Annotated in this window: 22 protein-coding genes; 7 read left to right on the top strand and 15 right to left on the bottom strand. The window is 65.6% G+C overall.

The annotated features are described in order from the left end of the window. The first annotated feature begins 216 nt into the window (after positions 1 to 216). Genes flhA through MAA8898_RS00945 form a run of 4 tightly spaced genes read left to right on the top strand, consistent with a single transcriptional unit; the run spans position 217 to position 4579 of the window. On the top strand, positions 217 to 2292 hold the full coding sequence (gene flhA / locus MAA8898_RS00960; RefSeq protein WP_094019097.1) for a flagellar biosynthesis protein FlhA: 2076 nt from the start codon (positions 217 to 219) through the stop codon (positions 2290 to 2292). Next, positions 2289 to 3056: a flagellar biosynthetic protein FliR gene (locus MAA8898_RS00955; RefSeq protein ID WP_094019096.1), complete on the top strand. Its 768-nt coding sequence runs from the start codon at positions 2289 to 2291 to the stop codon at positions 3054 to 3056. The genes flhA and MAA8898_RS00955 overlap by 4 nt, the downstream gene beginning before the upstream one ends. 6 nt (positions 3057 to 3062) lie before the next feature. After that, positions 3063 to 4151 (top strand): EscU/YscU/HrcU family type III secretion system export apparatus switch protein, encoded by a 1089-nt coding sequence (locus tag MAA8898_RS00950; RefSeq protein ID WP_094019095.1) that lies wholly within the window; start codon positions 3063 to 3065, stop codon positions 4149 to 4151. After that, the gene (locus MAA8898_RS00945; protein ID WP_094019094.1) at positions 4145 to 4579 is read left to right on the top strand and encodes a hypothetical protein; all 435 of its coding nucleotides are present in this window, start codon (positions 4145 to 4147) and stop codon (positions 4577 to 4579) included. The genes MAA8898_RS00950 and MAA8898_RS00945 overlap by 7 nt, the downstream gene beginning before the upstream one ends. 105 nt (positions 4580 to 4684) lie before the next feature. Here MAA8898_RS00945 and MAA8898_RS00940 read toward each other — a convergent pair whose 3' ends face one another. The 9 genes from MAA8898_RS00940 to MAA8898_RS00900 are packed head-to-tail and all read right to left on the bottom strand — an operon-like array spanning position 4685 to position 9259. Then, the gene (locus MAA8898_RS00940; RefSeq protein WP_094019093.1) at positions 4685 to 5209 is read right to left on the bottom strand and encodes a flagellar basal body-associated FliL family protein; all 525 of its coding nucleotides are present in this window, start codon (positions 5207 to 5209) and stop codon (positions 4685 to 4687) included. Positions 5210 to 5218: 9 nt separating this feature from the next. Continuing rightward, the gene (gene flgH, locus MAA8898_RS00935; RefSeq protein ID WP_094019092.1) at positions 5219 to 5959 is read right to left on the bottom strand and encodes a flagellar basal body L-ring protein FlgH; all 741 of its coding nucleotides are present in this window, start codon (positions 5957 to 5959) and stop codon (positions 5219 to 5221) included. Continuing rightward, the gene (gene flgA, locus MAA8898_RS00930; protein ID WP_094019091.1) at positions 5956 to 6369 is read right to left on the bottom strand and encodes a flagellar basal body P-ring formation chaperone FlgA; all 414 of its coding nucleotides are present in this window, start codon (positions 6367 to 6369) and stop codon (positions 5956 to 5958) included. The genes flgH and flgA overlap by 4 nt, the downstream gene beginning before the upstream one ends. Beyond that, complete coding sequence (flgG, locus tag MAA8898_RS00925; protein ID WP_094019090.1) at positions 6369 to 7154, bottom strand: flagellar basal-body rod protein FlgG; 786 nt, start codon at positions 7152 to 7154, stop codon at positions 6369 to 6371. The genes flgA and flgG overlap by 1 nt, the downstream gene beginning before the upstream one ends. A gap of 9 nt (positions 7155 to 7163) precedes the next feature. After that, positions 7164 to 7877, bottom strand: coding sequence for a flagellar hook-basal body complex protein (locus tag MAA8898_RS00920; protein WP_094019089.1), 714 nt, complete (start codon positions 7875 to 7877; stop codon positions 7164 to 7166). 1 nt (position 7878) lies between these two features. Then, the gene (locus MAA8898_RS00915) at positions 7879 to 8148 is read right to left on the bottom strand and encodes a flagellar biosynthetic protein FliQ (protein WP_094019088.1); all 270 of its coding nucleotides are present in this window, start codon (positions 8146 to 8148) and stop codon (positions 7879 to 7881) included. A 4-nt stretch (positions 8149 to 8152) separates the two neighbouring features. Next, on the bottom strand, positions 8153 to 8446 hold the full coding sequence (fliE, locus tag MAA8898_RS00910) for a flagellar hook-basal body complex protein FliE (RefSeq protein ID WP_094019087.1): 294 nt from the start codon (positions 8444 to 8446) through the stop codon (positions 8153 to 8155). Between the two features lie 33 nt (positions 8447 to 8479). Then, positions 8480 to 8869, bottom strand: a complete 390-nt coding sequence (gene flgC / locus MAA8898_RS00905; RefSeq protein ID WP_094019086.1) for a flagellar basal body rod protein FlgC — start codon at positions 8867 to 8869, stop codon at positions 8480 to 8482. 12 nt (positions 8870 to 8881) lie between these two features. Further along, entirely contained in the window at positions 8882 to 9259 is a 378-nt protein-coding gene (locus MAA8898_RS00900) for a FlgB family protein (protein ID WP_094019085.1), read from the bottom strand. Positions 9260 to 9343: 84 nt separating this feature from the next. Between MAA8898_RS00900 and MAA8898_RS00895 the strand changes: the two genes are divergently transcribed. Continuing rightward, positions 9344 to 10720 (top strand): FliI/YscN family ATPase, encoded by a 1377-nt coding sequence (locus tag MAA8898_RS00895; RefSeq protein ID WP_094019084.1) that lies wholly within the window; start codon positions 9344 to 9346, stop codon positions 10718 to 10720. A gap of 15 nt (positions 10721 to 10735) precedes the next feature. On the opposite strand, the gene MAA8898_RS00890 is transcribed toward MAA8898_RS00895, so the two are convergent. The 6 genes from MAA8898_RS00890 to MAA8898_RS00865 all read right to left on the bottom strand — a co-directional run bounded on the left by MAA8898_RS00890 (position 10736) and on the right by MAA8898_RS00865 (position 14538). Further along, positions 10736 to 11548: a DUF1217 domain-containing protein gene (locus MAA8898_RS00890; protein ID WP_094019083.1), complete on the bottom strand. Its 813-nt coding sequence runs from the start codon at positions 11546 to 11548 to the stop codon at positions 10736 to 10738. After that, positions 11545 to 11949, bottom strand: a complete 405-nt coding sequence (flbT, locus tag MAA8898_RS00885; RefSeq protein WP_094019082.1) for a flagellar biosynthesis repressor FlbT — start codon at positions 11947 to 11949, stop codon at positions 11545 to 11547. Before flbT ends, MAA8898_RS00890 begins: the two co-directional genes overlap by 4 nt. After that, entirely contained in the window at positions 11946 to 12323 is a 378-nt protein-coding gene (gene flaF, locus MAA8898_RS00880) for a flagellar biosynthesis regulator FlaF (RefSeq protein WP_094019081.1), read from the bottom strand. The genes flbT and flaF overlap by 4 nt, the downstream gene beginning before the upstream one ends. 76 nt (positions 12324 to 12399) lie before the next feature. Next, the gene (locus MAA8898_RS00875; RefSeq protein ID WP_094019080.1) at positions 12400 to 13728 is read right to left on the bottom strand and encodes a flagellin N-terminal helical domain-containing protein; all 1329 of its coding nucleotides are present in this window, start codon (positions 13726 to 13728) and stop codon (positions 12400 to 12402) included. A 200-nt stretch (positions 13729 to 13928) separates the two neighbouring features. Further along, a complete protein-coding gene (locus MAA8898_RS00870; protein ID WP_094019079.1) occupies positions 13929 to 14276 on the bottom strand; it encodes a hypothetical protein in 348 nt (115 codons plus the stop codon). Continuing rightward, positions 14269 to 14538 (bottom strand): rod-binding protein, encoded by a 270-nt coding sequence (locus MAA8898_RS00865; protein WP_094019078.1) that lies wholly within the window; start codon positions 14536 to 14538, stop codon positions 14269 to 14271. The genes MAA8898_RS00870 and MAA8898_RS00865 overlap by 8 nt, the downstream gene beginning before the upstream one ends. A 110-nt stretch (positions 14539 to 14648) precedes the next feature. Here MAA8898_RS00865 and MAA8898_RS00860 point away from each other — a divergent pair, with 110 nt between their 5' ends. Beyond that, the gene (locus tag MAA8898_RS00860; RefSeq protein ID WP_094019077.1) at positions 14649 to 17168 is read left to right on the top strand and encodes a flagellar hook-length control protein FliK; all 2520 of its coding nucleotides are present in this window, start codon (positions 14649 to 14651) and stop codon (positions 17166 to 17168) included. An 8-nt stretch (positions 17169 to 17176) separates the two neighbouring features. Beyond that, on the top strand, positions 17177 to 17872 hold the full coding sequence (locus tag MAA8898_RS00855; protein WP_094019076.1) for a flagellar hook capping FlgD N-terminal domain-containing protein: 696 nt from the start codon (positions 17177 to 17179) through the stop codon (positions 17870 to 17872). The last annotated feature ends 493 nt before the right edge of the window (positions 17873 to 18365 follow it).

Genomic DNA, 18365 nt, shown 5'->3' with positions numbered 1-18365 from the left:
ACGCTTTCTAAACCATTGGGACCTATCCAGAAGACACTCGCAGAACGTGTGAAGAGGCCAAGAAATGGCAATGTTTCCCGGTGACCGGACGGGTGGTCCGGTATCGATCAGACGCGTGCGCTGGCTGGATGTCGCGGAACGGTTGACCGACAGGGTTGATACACGCGACGCCGCGCCACAATGTCTTCTGTTCGCGTCCTGCCTTGAGCAAAGATCATGAAGACATCGGCCCTGTTCCAGCCGACGGTCCTGATGGCCTTTGCCCTTATGGCCGTCATCGTCATGATGATTCTGCCGATGCCGTCCTGGGTCCTCGACGTCGGTCTCGCGGTGTCTTTCGGTCTCGCCATCCTGATCTTCACCGTCACGTTGTTCATCGAACGGCCGCTCGACTTCTCGGCCTTCCCGACGATCCTTCTCACCTCGCTGATGCTGCGGCTGTCGCTGAACGTCAGTTCGACCAAGCTGATCATCGGCCAGGGACATACCGGAACGGGCGCAGCCGGCGAAGTCATCGAGGGCTTTGCAAGTTTCGTGATGGATGGAAGTATCTTCCTCGGCCTCGTCGTCTTTGGCGTGCTGATGATCGTGAACTTCGCCGTGATCACCAAGGGCTCCGCCCGAATGGCAGAGGTCTCTGCCCGGTTCGCGCTGGACGGGATGCCCGGAAAACAGCTGGCGATCGACGCCGACATGTCGGCCGGCGCCATCGACCACGCCGAAGCCAAGCGTCGGCGCGAGATCGAACAGCAGGAAACCACCTTTTTCGGGTCACTCGACGGGGCGTCGAAGTTTGTCAAGGGTGATGCCGTTGCCGGCTTGCTGATCACCGCGCTCAACCTCGTCATGGGCATCATCATGGGCGCGGTCGTGCACGACATGCCGCTGTACGATGCTTTTGAAACCTACGCGATTCTCACGGTGGGCGACGGTCTGGTCACGCAGATCCCCGCGGTGATCATCTCGATCGCGGCGGGTCTGCTGCTGGCGCGCGGTGGCGCGACGGGCGCCACAGATGTCGCGCTTGCCACACAGCTGGGACGGTATCCGCCGGCGCTGATGGCGGTCGCGATCCTGATGGGCCTGTTCGCCCTTGTGCCCGGTTTGCCCTTCCTGCCGTTCATCCTGGGGGCAGGCATCCTGGGAGCAACGGCCTGGTGGCTTGCCAGGCGCCCGGAGCCGAAAGACGATCACGAAACGGATGAGGCCGAGGAAACACGCCCGAAACCCCAGCACATGGGAGACGTGCTGGATCTCGATGACATCCATGTCGAGTTCGCGCCCGATCTCGTCAACATGGTCCTGGACCCGGGGACCGGGCTGGACGTGCGGATTGCCAACATGCGCAACCACATCGCGTCTCATTTCGGCCTGATCCTGCCCGAAATCCGGCTGACCGACGCACCCGCGCTGCCGACCGGAACCTACGTGATCCGGATTCACGGGGTCGAAATGGCGCGTGGCGATCTCAACCCGGACTTCGTGCTGGCCCTGATGCCGGAAATCAGCGGCAGCCTGCCGCAGGGGCGCGACGTGACCGAACCGGTCTACGGCGCACCGGCCCGCTGGATCCGCCCCGAGGACCAGGAAAAGGCCTCGATCACCGGCGCCACCATCGTCACCCCGACCGAAGTGCTTGCCACCCATCTGCTGGAGATCATCCGCCGCAACTTTGGCCGCTTGCTGACGCTCAAGGCGCTGCGCCGCCTGCTGGACGAACTGGTGTCCCTGAGCAACGTCGCGCGCGCCGAGGCGAACCGCAAACTGCTTGACGAGCTCATCCCCGACAAGGTGCAGATCGACACGCTGCACCAGGTGCTGCGCCTGCTGCTCGACGAACAGGTCTCCATCCGCAACGTCCCGCTGATCCTCGAGACCATCGCCGAGATGCGCGGTCAGCAGAACCAGCCTGAGGCGATCTGCGAACACGTCCGTCAGCGGCTGGGTTTCCAGTTGGTGGCCGGCCTGCGCCGCGACGACGGAACGATCCCGCTGGTGCAACTTGCGCCGGAGTGGGAGGAGACCTTCCTCGCCTATCAGGTCGAGGGCAGCCACGGCGCGCTGGACGTGGCGCTTCCGCCGGACAAGTTCGAGACGCTGACCCGTGGCCTGGCCAAGACGATCGGCGAGGCCGGCAACCGCGGCGTGTCTCCGGCCATCATCACATCGTCTCGCCGGCGACGCTTCCTGCGCACGGTCATGGTGGCCAAGGGGTTGACGACACCGGTCATGTCCTACGAGGAAATCGGCCTCGAAGCCCGCCCGGCGCTGGTCGGCGTGGTTGCAGCATGATCGCCCTGCAACCGGTGATCGACCTGCTCTCCGACAGCCTCTGGGCCAGTCTCGTGGTGTTCCTGCGGATCGGCGCCGCGCTTGCGGCTCTTCCGGGGTTCGGGGAAAAGTTGATCTCGGTGCGCGTACAACTCGTCCTCGCCATCCTGTTGACGGTCGTCGTCACCCCCGCGGTGGCCGCCGATCTCCAGCTTCCGCCGCCCGGACTGGGCAGCTTTCTCCTGGCGCTGGGCACCGAAACCCTGACCGGCCTTTTCCTCGGAATCGCCCTGCGGTTCTTCATCATCGCGATCCAGACGGCCGGGGCGATCGCGGCGCAGTCCACGTCGCTGTCGCAGCTGCTGGGCCAGTCCGGGCTCGACCCCTTGCCGGCGATCGGCCACATCCTGACGATGGCCGCCCTCGCGCTCCTGATGGCGACCGGTTTCCACGTGAAGGCCGCGGCGTTCCTCGTTCTGTCCTACGAGCTGATGCCCGCCCTGCAGTTCCCCAATCCCGCCGACATCGCCGAGGCCGGCAGGGACCAGATCTCCCGGTCCTTTGCGCTGGCCTTCAGCCTGGCCGCGCCCTTTGTCATCCTGTCGGTGGTCTACAACCTGACCCTGGGCGTCATCAACAAGGCGATGCCACAACTCATGGTCGCCTTTGTCGGCGCCCCGGTGATCACCTTCGGCGCGATCGCGCTGTTGCTGGTGTCGGCGCCAATCATGCTGTCGGCCTGGTTGCAGGCCTTCGAGGCCTTCCTCGCCGTCCCGTTCCGGTAACAGACCATGTCGGACCAGGACGAAGCCGCCGAAAAGAGCCACGAACCATCCCAGCGCAAGCTGGACGAGGCGCGCAAGAAAGGCGAAATCCCGCGCGCCACCGACCTGCTGACCGCCATGACCTACCTGGGTCTGCTGCTCACCATGGCTGCGGTCGGGGGTCTGAGCCTCACCCACTTCGGCGAGGCGCTGCTGCCCCTGATCGAACAACCGGACCGCCTCGAGGCGCTCTTTTTTCACGAACCGGCGTCGGCTGCCGCAGGGTCGGTCATCGCGGCCGGACTGACACCGGCGATGCCCTTTCTTCTGGCCCCGGGTCTGCTCGTCCTGGTGACGCTGTTCGCCTCCCGGGGCCTCGCCTTTACCGGGTCCAAGCTGGCGCCAAAAGCCTCGCGGATCAACCCGATCGAGAACGCCAAGAACAAGTTCGGCCGCAAGGGGCTGTTCGAGTTCCTGAAAAGCTTCGTCAAGCTGTGTGTCTACTCGATCCTGCTGGCCGTCTTCCTGCGCGGGCAGTTGGATGTGATCACCGGGTCCATCCTGGGCACCCCCTCCGAAGCCATCCTGCTCATGCTCGACCTGATGCAGCATTTCCTGCTGATCGTGGTGCTGATCGCCGTGGTGATCGGCGGCATCGACGTCTTCTGGCAGCGCGCGGAACACATCCGCAAGAACCGCATGACCATGAAGGAGCTTCGGGACGAGATGAAGGAGTCCGAGGGCGACCCCTATCTCAAGCAGCATCGCCGGATGCGCGCCCAGGAACTGGCGCTCAACCAGATGATGACCGATGTCCCCAAGGCCGACGTGATCATCGTGAACCCGACGCATTTCGCCGTTGCCCTGCAGTGGAGCCGGATGCCCGGGTCCGCCCCGGTCTGCGTGGCCAAGGGGCAGGACGAGGCCGCCGCCCGGATCCGTGCCAAGGCGCAGGAAGCCGGCGTGCCGATCCACTCCGATCCGCCGACGGCACGCGCCCTTTATGCCACGACACGGATCGGCCAGGAGATCTCGGCCGATCACTATCGCCCGGTGGCCGCCGCGATCCGGTTTGCCGACAAGATGCGCAAGAAAGCCGAAAGGAAGAGATGGTGAAAACCCGGTACGACGACCTTGCCGAGGCCTCGGACCTTCTGCTCGAGCGGGATCTCGAAGCACACCGCCGCAACCTCGCGGAAAGCGCCCGGCTCGCGGCCGAGCTGGCCGGGATCGACGATCTGCGACGTGCCGCGCAGGCCGATGCGGGAGCCATCGGGGCCCGCCAGGTCCTGGGTGCCGATGCGCTGTGGCAGGGCTGGCTGGTGGCAAAGCGGGCGGACATCCTGCGTCGCACCGCCATGGCGCGGGCGCAGCAGGCCGACAGCCTGGCGCGAGCCCGGACCGCCTTTTCCCGCTCCGAAGCGGCGCGCAGCCTGGTCGAGGACGAAACCCGGCAGAAGCGCCTGCGCAGGCTCAAGGCCGAGGCGGATGCCATCGAAGCGATCGGGGTTCTGCGGACCGGGCGGGATCAGGGACTGTTGTAACCCGTCAACCGGGTGGCCAACGGCCAGGCAAACGCAAAGGCCATCCCGCAAAAGCGGGATGGCAAGGGGGGCTTGGCGCGCGGGGTCCGGGAGATCGTGGTGAAATCAGGCGGCGTCCTGCCGGGCGATCTCGGTGATCAGCACGTCCTTCACGTCCGCGCCCAACACCGACCTCGCCGCATCCAGCAACGCGCTGCGCAGGATGTCCATTCGCTCCCCGGCGGTAAAGGACCCCTCGAAACCGCCGATATTGGCGTGATCGAACATGACCTGGAGAAACACGTCGCGGAGTTTCGGTTCGCGCTGGTAGACGGTTTGCGACTTGCCGACCGTGACCTCGACGCTGAGAGAGGCCACGACCAGGGCTTCGACGCGTTTCGACCCCATGATCGGAATCACGAACTGGTTGTTCAGCTTGACGTATTCGTTGGTGTCGCCATCGTGGTCGTCCGATTTCGCCGGTTCAGCGGCGGCATGCGGGTCGGCCTTGTCGGTCTCGGCGTGCGGATCGTCATGCGTCTCGGACGCGACATGGCTTTCCTCGCCCTTGGGCATCAGGAAAAGCCCGGCGCCGACACCGGCTCCGGTGCCGACAAGCGCGAGCAGAATTGGAAGCAGTTTGCGTAACATACCCTGTCCTCAGAACGGCAGGACCATGTCCAGCGCTTGCTGGCCGATCCTGGGTTGCTGGACGTCGGTGATCTGCCCACGGCCGCCATAGGAGATCCGGGCCGACGCGATCTTGTCGTAGGTGATCTCGTTCTGGCGCGAGATATCCTGCGGCCTCACGTAGCCCGTGATCAGCAGCTCGCGCAGTTCGAAGTTGACCCGAACCTCCTGGCTGCCTTCGATCGACAGGACGCCGTTCGGCAGAACATCGGTCACGGTGGCCGCGATGCGCAGGGTCAGGCTCTCGCTCCGCCGTACCGATCCATCGCCGCTGGAGTCGCTCGAGGACTTGATCGACACCGCGTCATCCAGGCTGGCGCCATCAGTGATCCCCTGGTTGATCCGCTGCGGGATCCCGAAAAGAGCCGGAATGCCAAGGCTTTCGGACCCGGACCGCGACCGCGCGGTCTTGTTCTTGATCTCCGCGCTTTCGTCGATCTCGATGACGACCGTCATGATGTCGCCCCGCTTGACCGCACGCCGGTCACCCAGAAGCGAAGTCTGCCCCCCGCTCCACAGCGAGGCGCGATCGGAGCTGCGGCGCGGCGTGGTGTCCTGGGGCAGGCCGGAGGCGATCATCGCCACGCGTTCCGGGCTGCTCGTGTCCGGCGTGAAGTCCGGCGTCTTGCCCAGGTGATCGACCCGCCCACAGGCGACGGAGACCAAAAGCAAACCGGTCACACAGAATTTTCTCAGCATTCCTGTCCTCATCTGCTCACCATGATGCTGCCGTTCGAGGCGACCGTGCCGAACAGCACGGTGCGCGAATCCGAGTTCATCACGCGGATCCGCTCGCCCACCGCGCCGCGAGCCAGCGCGCGGCCTTCGGCCCGGATCGTCAGGCCGCCGACCTCGTAGATCAGCTCGACCGCCTGGTTGCGGTCCACCAGGGCCGGCTCGCCGACCGATCCGCGCAGGACCACGCGGCCGGGATAGATCGCGACCCGAGCCTCCTGTCCGACCACGGCGTCGAGCGTGGCATAAGCGCCGTTGACCTGGGTGGGGTCGAGCCGGACCGCATCGGCGGAGATGATTTCCTGCGGTCGGATCGTCCGCGTCGCCACGACGCTTTCGGACAGGGCTGCCGTCGGCAGCAGGGCCAGGGCCAGGATCCAGCGCATCAGCGCACCTGTACCGTGGCGCCCATCATCTGGTCCGCCGCCGAGATCACCTTGGAGTTCAGCTCATAGCCGCGCTGCGCCTCGATCAGGTCGGTGATTTCCCGGACCGCATCGACCGAACTGTCCTCGAGATACCCTTGCCTGACCGTGCCAAGCCCGTCCTGCCCAGGGGTCGACTGGATCGCCGGGCCGGAGGCCTCGGTTTCGACGAAGAGGTTCGAGCCGATCGCCTCAAGCCCCTTGGGATTCGAGAACCCGGCCATCGTGAACTGGCCTAAAAGCTGCGCCTCGGGCTGGTCGGCGAAATAGGCGTAGACCTCGCCATCGGCATTGATCGAGATGCTGCGCGCATCCTCGGGGATGACGATTTCGGGCGAGACGGGGAAACCCTCGGAGGTGACGATCAGCCCGTCGCCAGTGCGTTTCAGTCCACCGTCGCGGGTGTAGCCCAACTGACCGGAGGGCAGCGTGACCTCGAGATACCCGTTGCCCTCGATCGCCAGGTCAAGATCGCCGCCGGTTGCCGACAGCGCGCCCTGTTGCAGTTGCATCGACACGGCGGCCGGCCGGACGCCCAGGCCCAGCTGGATGCCCGTCGGCAGGACGGTGCCATCGGCCGCGCTGACCGTGCCGGCGCGCGCCATCTGCTGGTAGTGCAAGTCGGCAAACTCCGCGCGGCGGGCGTTGTAGCCCGTGGTGCTCATGTTCGAGAGGTTGTTCGAGATGACCTCGACCCGCATTTGCTGGGCGCTCATCCCGGTGGCAGCGATCTTCAGGGCACGCATGATACGCTCCTATTTGACGAATGTTTTCAGAGCGGCGCGGATACGGTCATCCTCGCGCTCCATGAAGCTCTGGCCCAGTTCGTAAGCCCTCTGGACCTCGACCATGCGGGCAACCTGCAGGATCGGATCGACGTTCGAGCCTTCGACGAAACCCTGCATGATGCGGGGTTCCTCGACCGGTTCAAAGCCGTTGTCGCTGCGGAACATCTGCCCGCCTTCGCGCACGAGTTGCAGTGGATCGAAAGGCCGTACGACGCCGATTCTGCCGATGGCGAGTCCGTCGCTGCTGATGGTGCCGTCCCGGGCCACGGCCAGGTCCAGCGCCTGTGGCGGCACGAAGATCGGTGCGCCGCTTTCGTCCAGCACCGGGTAGCCGTCCGGCGTGACCAGCGTGCCCTCGGCGCTGGGCGAGAAGGCCCCGGCGCGGGTCAGGCGCTGGCCGTCCGGGGACTCGATCAGGAAAAAGCCTTCGCCTTCGATGGCCAGGTCGTAAAGACCGCCGGTCTGCTCCAACGTGCCCTGCGCAAAGGAGGTGGTCCCGATCCGGCCGGTCGCCATGGCCACTGACGCCATGCCATCCCCCCGGGAGACGTATTCCGAAAACAGCACGCCCTCCTGCCGATAGCCGGTGGTGCTGGCATTGGCGATGTTGTTGGCGATCACCTGCATTTCGCGCATCAGGCTCGATTGGCGGGAGAGGGCGGTATAGCCTGCGGTTTCCATGTCAACCTCCGGTGATGACGGGAATGATCTGCGACTGGAAGAAGTCCACGAGCGTCTGCGTCATGAAGCCCATCGACATCCAGAACACGGCCACGATGGCCAGCAGCTTGGGCACGAAGGTCAGGGTCATTTCCTGGATCGAGGTGAGCGCCTGGAACAGGCCCACCCCGACGCCCATCACGAGGGCGGCGGCCAGGATCGGGACCGAGGTGACCACGGCGATCCACAGCCCCATGCGCAGGGTGTCGTAAAAGACGACTTCGGTGAGCATGGGATCAGACCGGCATCCGCAGGATTTCCTGGTAGGCTTCGACCACCTTGTTGCGCACGGCGACCACGGTTTCCACCGCGAGTTCGGACTGCGCCAGCGCCTCGACCAGGGCATGTGGATCGGCGTCGCTGGTCATCGCGACCTTGGCGGTTTCCTCGGCCTTGTAGAGCTGGCTGGAGAAATCCTGGACGACGCGCGCGGCCTCCTTTTCCAGCGGGACGGCGGCAACCGGATCGGGTTGCAGGGCAGGGCGGGTCGCCGCGTATTTCTGTGCGGCAAAAAGCGAACGGACATCCATCGCGTGTTCCTTTCAACTAGATAAACAGGGGGGTTACCGGCGCAGCAGGTCCAGCAGGCCGGAGGACATCTCGCGGGTTTGCTGGAACACCTTGAGGTTGGCCTCGTAGGACCGCTGCGCCTCGCGGGCGTCGGCGATCTCTATGATCAGGTCCACGTTCGAGCCGCGGTAATCGCCCTTGGCATCGGCCAGCGGATGCGCCGGGTCGTGGATCAGCGTCAGCTCACGACGGTCAAGCCGCACGTCGCCCATCTTGACCCCGGTGACCTCTGGCCCGGTCTGGTCCATCTCGAAGGAAACCGTCTTGCGGCGGTAGCCGGGGGTGTCGGCGTTGGCGATGTTCTCGGACAGCAGTCGCAGGCGCGCGGCCTGGGCCTCCAGCCCGGTGGTCGTGACACTCAGGGCGTCTGAAAATGCACTCATCAGGACCTCCTGTTACCCGCGGCCAAGGCTGGCGCGCAGAATGTTGAGATTGCTGCGATAAATGGCGAGCGCGCGGTCATGCTGGCTTTTCGCGCGGACCGATTTCACCATTTCCTGCTCCAGCGACACGGTGTTGCCGTTGGGATCCAGCACCTGCCGGCGTTCGACGCCTTCGGCGCTGCGGCTGGTGCCGCCGTTCAGGTGCGCCGCACGCGTCGCGCGCTGGCCCATCAGCCCGTCGCGCAGCCCGCTGGCGAAATCCGGCATTTCCTTGGCCCGGTAACCGGGCGTATCGGCGTGTGCGATATTCTCGGCGCTGTAGGCCTGTTGCTGACCTGCGTGCCGCGCCATGGCCATCGCCGTTCTGAAGACGTCCAGTTTCTGGAACATCGGGGCTTCTCCCTCGATTGCTTCAATCAAGGCTTAACGCTGATTCCTTTAGATATGGTTTGCGGAGAATGAACGGAGCGAACGATGGACGACGACATTACGGGACTCAGGGCGCGGATCGCGCAGATGCAACCGGTGCGCGCCGTCGGGCGGGTCCAGGCCGTGGACGGCACGATCATCTGGGTGCGCGGGCTGGCCGAAACCGCCTGCATAGGCGACCGCCTGCGCCTGATGCACCCCGGGGCGGTGTTGGGGGGCGAAGTCCTGCGGATCCGCGACGACCTGGTGGCCATGCTGCCGGACGAGATGGCCGAGGGGGTATCGCGCGGGGATCGGGTCGCGGTCCTCGGGCCGCCGACGCTGGCGCCGTGCGACAGCTGGATCGGCCGGGTGGTCGATGCCTACGGTCGGCCACTGGACGGCGCGCCGCTTGGCCCCGGGGAACGCCGCCGCCCGTTCCGCGCCAGCCCGCCGCCCGCCGCGGCCCGCCGCCGCCTCGGTGCCCGCCTGTCGACCGGGCTCGCGGTATTCGACACGCTGTTGCCCATCGTGAAGGGTCAGCGCATCGGTCTGTTTGCCGGATCAGGCGTCGGCAAATCCCGCTTGCTGGCGCAATTGGCGCAGGGCATGCAGGCGGATGTCGTGGTGCTGGCCCTCGTGGGGGAGCGGGGTCGCGAAGTCCTGGATTTCGTGACCTCGGTGCTTGGCCCGGAGGGGATGGCGCGCAGCGTTGTCGTCGCCGCGACGTCGGACCGGTCACCGCTGGAGCGTCGGCGCTGTCCGCTAGCCGCGATGACCATCGCCGAGCATTTCCGCGACCAGGGGCAGCACGTGCTCTACCTGGCCGATTCGATCACCCGCTTCGCCGAAGCGCATCGCGAGGTCGCCATCGCCTCCGGCGAACTGCCGGCCCTGCGGGGGCACCCGCCGTCCGTGGCGCACCAGATCATGCGGCTGGCCGAACGGGCCGGCCCGGGTCTCGAAGGAACCGGAGACATCACCGCGGTGTTCAGCGTGCTGGTTGCCGGGTCGGACATGGACGAACCGGTGGCGGACATCCTGCGGGGCGTGCTCGACGGTCATGTCGTGCTGGACCGCCAGATCGCGGAACGCGGGCGATTCCCGGCCATCGACCTCTTGCGCTCGGTCTCGCGCAGCCTGCCCGAAGCGGCGAACGATCATGAAAACGGCCTGATCCAGCGCGCCCGCAGCCTGATGGGAGCCTATGCGCGCTCCGAGACCATGGTACGGGCAGGCTTGTATCGTGAAGGCGAAGACCTGCTGCTCGACCAGGCGATCAAGGTCTGGTCGGAACTCGACGCCTTCCTGTCCGAGAAATCGACCGCAGGTCCTGAAAGGGCGTTCCAGAGGCTGGAGCTGATTCTCCGGCGGGCACAGGCGGGCCCGCAGCCACGGCCTGCGCCCTCCAACAGGCCGGTTGCGCTGCAACGGCGCAGCTGAACGCCGCGGCTTCCTTCAGCGAAGGAGCGACAGGCGGGGAATCGATTGCAGCAGGGTCAGTGCAAGCTGACCCGAGCCGATCGCGCTGCTCTCCTTGATCTGATTCTGGAGCAGGTAGGTCTGGATGACGCGTCCCATCACTTCGGGTTCTGCGATCTCGTCGATTTCCGAGACACCAAAGCGCGACTGCATCTTGTCTCGAAACATCTCGAGCTGCTTGTCGATGTCCAGCTGACCGAAGCCCTTCGGCAGGCCCAGCGCAGTTTCCAGCACCGTCCGCAGCGGCGATGTCCCCATGACGCGGAACCACTTGGTGTCATCGGCGCTGCTTGTCGCCGCGATTTCCGGCAGTGCCCGCTCCAGGTTCAGGGACAGGCGCAGGCTTTCATCCTGGTTCCCGACGGCGACCTCGAACTCCTGCGCACGAAAGCGCGCCACGATGGACTTGGCAAAGCCACTGCCCTGCGTTGCGGGCCCAAGCGGCGAGTCGAAGGCAAAGGCCTTGGCCATTGCCTTGTATCGGTCGTCGGACATCTTGTTGGCCAACGAGTCCTGATTCAATGTTCCTTCGTCCAGGATCTTGCGGATGAAGAAGATGTTGTCGATGTCGTCCTGGAGGCCGAAGGCACCCAGGGCCACGCGGCGCAATCTCCGGTCGGCGACCAGGTCTTCGGCACTGGTGATCTTGCCGATGTTGGCTTCGAAATACTCCGTGTCGCGGGTCAAGCTCGCGGATTTGTCAAAGACCGTGCGCTGTGTGTCCTGAGTGGATTTCAGGAACTGCCACCCGACCAGGCCGCTGCCGACGATGACAGGCTGGTAGGTCATTGCGACCTCGTTGCCAGCAGCCGGTCTTCGCGCGGGATCAAGGCCCTGAGTGCCTTGAGACATTGATAGAACTGATCGCCCAGAAGCGCGTCGGTCGCCTGGGTCAGCAAGCGGCGACTGTCCGGATCAACGAGGATCTGGCTCAGCTCCTCGATCCGCGGCAGCAGCTTGGTCCGCGCTTCTTCCGAACTGGCGTCTCCGGTCAGAATCAATTGCGCGTGGTAGCACAGCCGACGCACCGGAGTGCGCGCCTCCTCGGGATGGATCGCATCGCGCAGACGAAGGACGTTTGCATTCGGGGTGACGATGGACAACCGGCTGCGCCGATCGCCGTTTTCGATCACCGCACCATTGATCAGCACGCGCTCTCGCGGGCCGAGCTTGAGAACAAGTCCGCTCATTTCTGTGGGCTCCTGCCGCTCAATCCGCGCAGGATGGCAGCGTTGATTTCCAGAAGTGGCCGCAGTCCCGCCTTTTTGGTCAGCACTTTCGACGTGTGCTGCTGCACGAACTCCGCAAGATAGAAGATACGTGCCCGCAGGTCCGCCGGAAGGGCGTTGTCTTTGTCCGCCACGTCCACCGCAAGCGCGGTCCAGAGACGCTGGTTGTCGGAAAGGGCTTCGACAAGCCTCGGGTAGGATCCGGGTCCTGCCTCGGCCGCAGCCTTGATCCGATGCGTGACCTTGGCGATCAGCTCGTATTCGGTGCCGCGCGGTGTCTGCGTCGAGCGGGCGTTCTGGGAATAGGCCTTGTGGGCGAGTGTCTGGGCGTTCACTTCAGAACCTTCTGGTTTTGTTGCTCAAAAATTGGGTGACCGGAGGGCCGGTGAACCGGCCCTCCGATGTTCCGGATCAGCGGAACAGCGACAGCAGCGACTGCGGCGCCTGGTTGGCGATCGACAGCGCCTGCACGCCCAGCTGCTGCTGGACCTGAAGTGCCTGCAGCCGGGCTGAGGCCTCTTCCATGTCGGCATCGACCATCGAACCGATGCCCGACTTCAGCGCGTCGGTCAGCGATGACACGAAGTCGAGCTGGGTCGAGATCCGGCCCTGGACCGAACCGAAGGAGGCGGCCGAGTCGATGGCGGTCTGGATCAGGTCCTCGATTTCGGTGAGGGCACTGTCCACCCCGGCCTGGGTCGTGACGTCGATGTTGCCCAGGGCTTCCAGCCGGCCACCAATGGTGGTGTCGGTGGTGGCATAGCTGCGCACCTGGACCGAGAAGTTGTCGCCGGTGTTGTTGGCGCCGGTGAAGTTGATCTGGTTTGCGCTGGTGCCGCTGACCGCCGCCGCGATGCCCAGACCGTCGGTGATGGACGAATTGTCCGAGACGTACTTGTTGAAGGCCGCGACCAGGCCCGCGGCCACGTCCGACTCCGTATCGCCGTCGCGGGCGACATAGGTGATCTCCTGCGCGCCGGCGGTTGCGGTGGTGTTGAAGGTGGCAAGCCCACCTGCGCCCGCCGAGATCTCGATCGAGAAACCGGTGCCGGCGGCAACCGCCGCGGTGCCCGCGCCCGCCGCCTGGCCGACGACGGCCAGCGTGGTGGGCTGCACGGCCGCACCTGTCAGCGCGACGGCCGCGGTGTTGGCCGCACCCGACAGCGCGTCAGTACCGACCGCCACCGCCGAGGCCGAGGCCACGTTGATCGAGCCCGCGGAGGTTCCAAGGTCCTGTTTCGCGACACCGATATCCGAAGCGGTCACGCCGCTGGCGGAGCGGTCGAGCGACGCCAGGACGTTGATGCTGCCCGATCCCGCGGTCTTTGCGGTGTTCGACAGCAGGTTCAGGCCGTTGAACTGCGCCGCGCCGACGACGGCGGCGATCTGGTTGCGCAGGGCGTCGATGTCGGTCTGGATCTTGCCACGGTCGACGTTCTCTTCCTGCGCGGCGACGATCTTTCCCTTGATGTCGGTCAAGAGGTCGGTGGTCGTCTCGGCGGCCTGGCGGGCGACGGCGACGGTGGACTGGCCCAGGTTGAGGCTGTCGGAGATGCCCTTGAAGCCCTTCACGTCCGCTTCCATCACCTTGGAAATGGCCCACACGGCCGAGTTGTCCATGGCGTTCGAAACGCGCTTGCCGGTGGAGATTTCCTTCTGCGTGTCGGCGAGGCTGGAGTTGATCGACTTCAGCGTTTGCAGCGCCACCATGGCGCCGTTGTTCGTCAGGATGCTAGACATAAGGTGTCCTTGCTATTCAAAAGGCGCTTTGCGCCGGTTGCATTTGCCGCGGGCGGCATCTCTGACGCCTTTCTGACGTATGCAGTCCGGACCCTTTGCCGGCCTGCGCCACCTTGTGGGGTGCGAGGCCAACTTCGCCTGTGAATACTAATGGAGCCCTAATGTGCCTCCCGACGTTCCAGCGCTTTTGTCACAAATGCTCAGGCTCTGCGTTCGAGCCGGTTCGCGGCGGGGGTATCGATGGTCTGGCGCCGGCCTTTCGCATCGTAAGTGTCCGTCGCCCGGCGCACCCGGTTGAGATCGCCAAGGCGGGCTGCCACGTTGCGCAGCCCAGCCATTGCATGGTCGAACAGTTCCTGGTTGCGACGCAGACCGTCCCGCAGCGGTTGCAGTTCACCCTGGGTAAGCGGCCGGTTCGCAAGCTCTTCCGCGATTCCCTGCTTTTCATCCATCAGGTCGGAAAGACGGTCGAAGTCGCCTTTCAGAAGCGCCTCGCGTTCCGCCGCGATCAGGATCTTGAGCCGTTCGGTGATTGCACTGTCAGTCATTCATTCTCTCCTTGAGGGCGTGATACAGCGATTCCGCGAGCCCGATGCCGCCGCCCTCGGCCATCCGGCGCGCCTGTTCGAGACGCATGAAAGAGGCGAACTGCTCTTCGCCTTCGCCGCCGCCAAAGGATGTGGGCGTTTCGCCGACACGCGCGGCCTTCAGCATCTCGGCGAGAAAACTGGCCTCGAGCTCCTGGGCAGCCTGGCGCAAGGCCGTGTCCTGGCGGGACTCCATCCCGGCCCCGACCGTGGAAATCTCCATGTCAATCTCTCCAATTCGACTCGCTCTGTCCGATTTGGCCCTATCGCGGTAAAGAACTGGTAACGAGCAGCGATCTAAGGTGCCCCCGTGGAAGAATTCCCGGAGCACACATGCTGAGCCAGTTGAGCAACCTGTTGGGTTTCGGCCTTGCGATGACGGCACCCGAAACAAAGCCTGGTCAGAAGCCGACCACCGACTTCGCAACCCTCTTCGCCGAGACCGAGGCCGACGAGCGACCGCAAGCCGGCAAAGGCACGGACCTGCCCGACGTGGACGATCCGGACGGTGTCGCCGTAGACGCACCCGAGGCCGAACAGGGACCGGATGAGATCGGCGACATGTCCCCGGCGCGGTCCGCTGACGATCCCGAAACGCCCGAAATCGCGGGGCCGGTCGATGTGCCTGACACGGGCAGACTGTCCTCGAAAGCGCAGGACACCAACCATCCAATGTCCGACACCACCGCCAAGGAGCCGGTGCTGGGGGCAGGACCGGACCCGCTGCCCGGGCAGGCAACTGGCAAGCAATGGCAAAACCGGGTGGACGCGCCCCTGTTTGCCGGCACGGGCGGCGCCGCGCCGCACCGGATCGGGGGCACGCCTGTCGATGCACACCCGTCGGGTCCAGCCGGAGTCAGCATTGCGCAACCCGTGTTGCCGCTGAACCGTGCCGCCACACGCACCAAACCGGCGCAGCTCTCCATTGATCCCGGCGTCGGAGCGGGCCGGAACACGCCCGCCGTGGGCGCCCCTGACCCGCTTGTTTCCACACCTCTCGGGCGCGAAGCGCGAGAGCCGGGTCCAGCGCCGGCCGGACTCACGCCGCCCCCGGAGCCCGGGAAGACGACCCAGACCCCGGCGCCAGTGGCGTCGGATACGCTTGGCCTGGGCAGGACGGATATGGCAGGAGAGCGCGCGATTCGGTCTCCGGCGGACGGTCGGGCGCCGGAGGCACCTGAAATCCGGACATTGCCCCCCGTGGCCCGTCCGCCGGCCGTGTCTCGCCCGGCAAAGGCAACCGGTCCGGAAATGCCGATCTTCCGTCTCCGGATACGCGAGTTGTCCGCGCATGAAACCCTGCCGCCGACGCATTCGGGTGCTGTACAGGTACGGGCGGGCACGCGAACACCCGGTGCTGCCGCTCCGACGGTCATTGGTCCCGTCGAAGGTCTTGCAAACCGGGCGCCGGAAGCCCGGCTGCCTGAAGGCACCCAAGTTCCTGCACACTCCATGAAACGAGGGGACTCCATCGCGCCGCAGCGCGTGCCGGACGTCCCTGTTGCGCCCGCTCTGTCGGGTCCGGCATCTCCTCGGAACGCAGGCATGACACCTGGACTTGACGAGGCTTCCGAGATGGATTCGGGCGAACGGCTCCGTCTTCTTGCGCAGGCTCCTTTCCGCCAGACCGACATCGGGCCCACGGAACGCTCTGAACGCATGCTGCCGAACCGAATTACCCCCGACGTCCCGCCGACAGATGTTCCGGTCGCGCATGTAGAACCTGATGAGACCCCCCAGCGGCCCCTGCCGGAGTTGTCTTCGCAGGGTGTCGCTGCCCCGTCTGGTTTGCTGACGCCCGTTGTGCCCAAGCCGCCGCACGTCACCGGCCATAAGGCCAGTGAGCAAGTTGAACCCTTCGAGGTGCGCTTGTCGAAGCCTGTGCCGTTGGATCGGACGGTCGAACTGGAAGCCCCCCCGCCCAAGGCCAGGCCAGGCCCCGAGCACGCCCCGAGCGTGGTCCATCCAACGTCCCCGACGCGTGCGGCGGATGTTCTTGGCCATGTCCGGGTGATCGGGACTCGATCTGACGCACCGCCAGTCGAGGGGGACTCCGATCAATACGCCGTCCGAGCGCCAGGGGATGGTGCCGCGACGGTCACCCCGGTGGCGGCCCCGGCTGCGCCTCTTGCGTCCCTTGGTATATCACCCCAACAGCTCAGGATGGAGGCGGCCCGGCGCGACCGCGCAGCGCCGTCCGAACGCCAAGTCGAAACAGCCCCCGATCCTTCCGCGCTGACCGAGGCTGCCCGGACGAAACCGGCCGATGCACAAGCTCTGGCCCTCCCACTTCAGGGTGTAACGCCTGCCTTTGACCGCCCAGCGATGTCGCGAGTGACATCGCCTTTGCTGGCCGATCTCCTGGAGGATCCGAAGGTCACCCAGGGGCTGACGGCCGAGGGTCTTCCGGAGTTGCGCGCACACGCAACCGGGACGGCGGTCCACACCGCGGCGCCGATGGCCCGGCCGGATCCCCAGCCCGTGCTGCGCCAGATTGCCGACGGAGTCGCGCGGATGCGCGATGGCGGGATCGAGTTGCAGCTTGCGCCAGAAGAACTGGGCCGGGTCCGCATGCAGATGGTGCCGGGGGAGAGCGGGCTCGCGGTCCACATCACGGCGGATCGGCCCGAAACGCTCGATCTCATGCGTCGCAACATTGAGCAGCTGGCGCGCGATCTGGCGGACGCCGGCTACGGCGGCGCGGCATTCACCTTTGGCGACAGCGGGGGCGGCAACGAAGACAGGACACCGCGTGGCGGCTCCGGCGCGCTCACCAGGGAACCGGCCGAGCGCGCGATACCCGAACCGGCAGAAACAACGCCCGTCACCGACGGGCTCGACATCAGGATCTAGGAGCCACCATGGCAGATATCGCCTCCCCCCCGCCTCTCTACGGCAACACACCCACGGCGTCGGTCGCCTCGCGGCTCACGGCCGAGGAAGCCAAGGACAGCAAGGCGGTCCTGAGTTCGGACTTCGACACCTTTCTCAAGATGCTGACCGTCCAGGTCCAGAACCAGGACCCCCTGAACCCCGTCGATTCGACGGACTATGCCACCCAGCTGGCGACCTTTTCGTCGGTGGAGCAGCAGGTGTTGACCAACGACCTGCTGCGCGAAGTCAACGCGAGCCTCAGCGGCAGCATGCTCCAGGAACTCAGCAGCTGGATCGGAATGGAGGCGCTGGTGCGCGCGCCTGCCCATTTCAGCGGATCCCCCGTCGCGATTCGGCCGGACTATGCCACTGGCGCCGACGCGGCGACCCTGTTGGTGCGCGATGCGCAGGGCGTCGTCGTCCAATCTTTCGACCTCGCGCCCGGCCAGGAAGAGGTGCTTTGGGCCGGGGTGGATGACACCGGAGAGTTGATGCCGACCGGGTCGTACCGGTTCGAAGTCCAGAGCTACAAGAACGAGGCGCTGATCGACACGCGGCAGGCGCAGACCTACAGCCGGATCGAGGAAGTCCGCAAGGACGGCAGCGGCGTGGTCCTTCGTCTGGCCGGAGGCGCCACGGCGGACCCGGAGTTGATTGACGGTCTGCGTGCTCCCCAATTCTGACAATGGCACCTGCCTGGGGGGTGCGTGCCGCACCGTGCCAGGGAGCGGGATCGCGACTCTCGGCCCTCTGGCTATCGCGTTCGGCGATCAAGTCGGCGCCCCTGGGCATGGCGCTCGGGGGCCTGTTCCACGAAGCCGCGGCGCGGGGCGCCGGTATCGACGTTGTGTTGCTACCGCCTGGAGAATGGCGTTTCACACAGCTGAACCGCCGGTGTCGGGACGTCAGCCAACCGGCCGATTGGTCCTTCGAATCCTGTTGTAGACCTCCAGCAGGATGTCGCGCGTCATGCAGCGGCTCCGACGCCGGCGCTGTTCGACACCCGGAACAACATTCTGCGTGTTCTCTCCAGACAAGATGCGCCGCCGAAGACGTCGGTCTGCACGCGTCTTGACCCGCCAAGCCCAGGACAGGCAGGCGATATCGGTCAGTCACCGCTGGCGAAGGAGTCTTCAACAAGGTCGCGGAGGTGACATGTGACGGCCGAGGCGCGGA

The organism is Antarctobacter aquimaris, from assembly GCF_900184945.1.
In the GTDB taxonomy this organism is placed as follows: Bacteria; Pseudomonadota; Alphaproteobacteria; order Rhodobacterales; family Rhodobacteraceae; genus Maliponia; species Maliponia aquimaris.
Note: the sequence above shows the minus strand (reverse complement) of the source record. Positions and strands in the feature narration are given on the sequence as shown.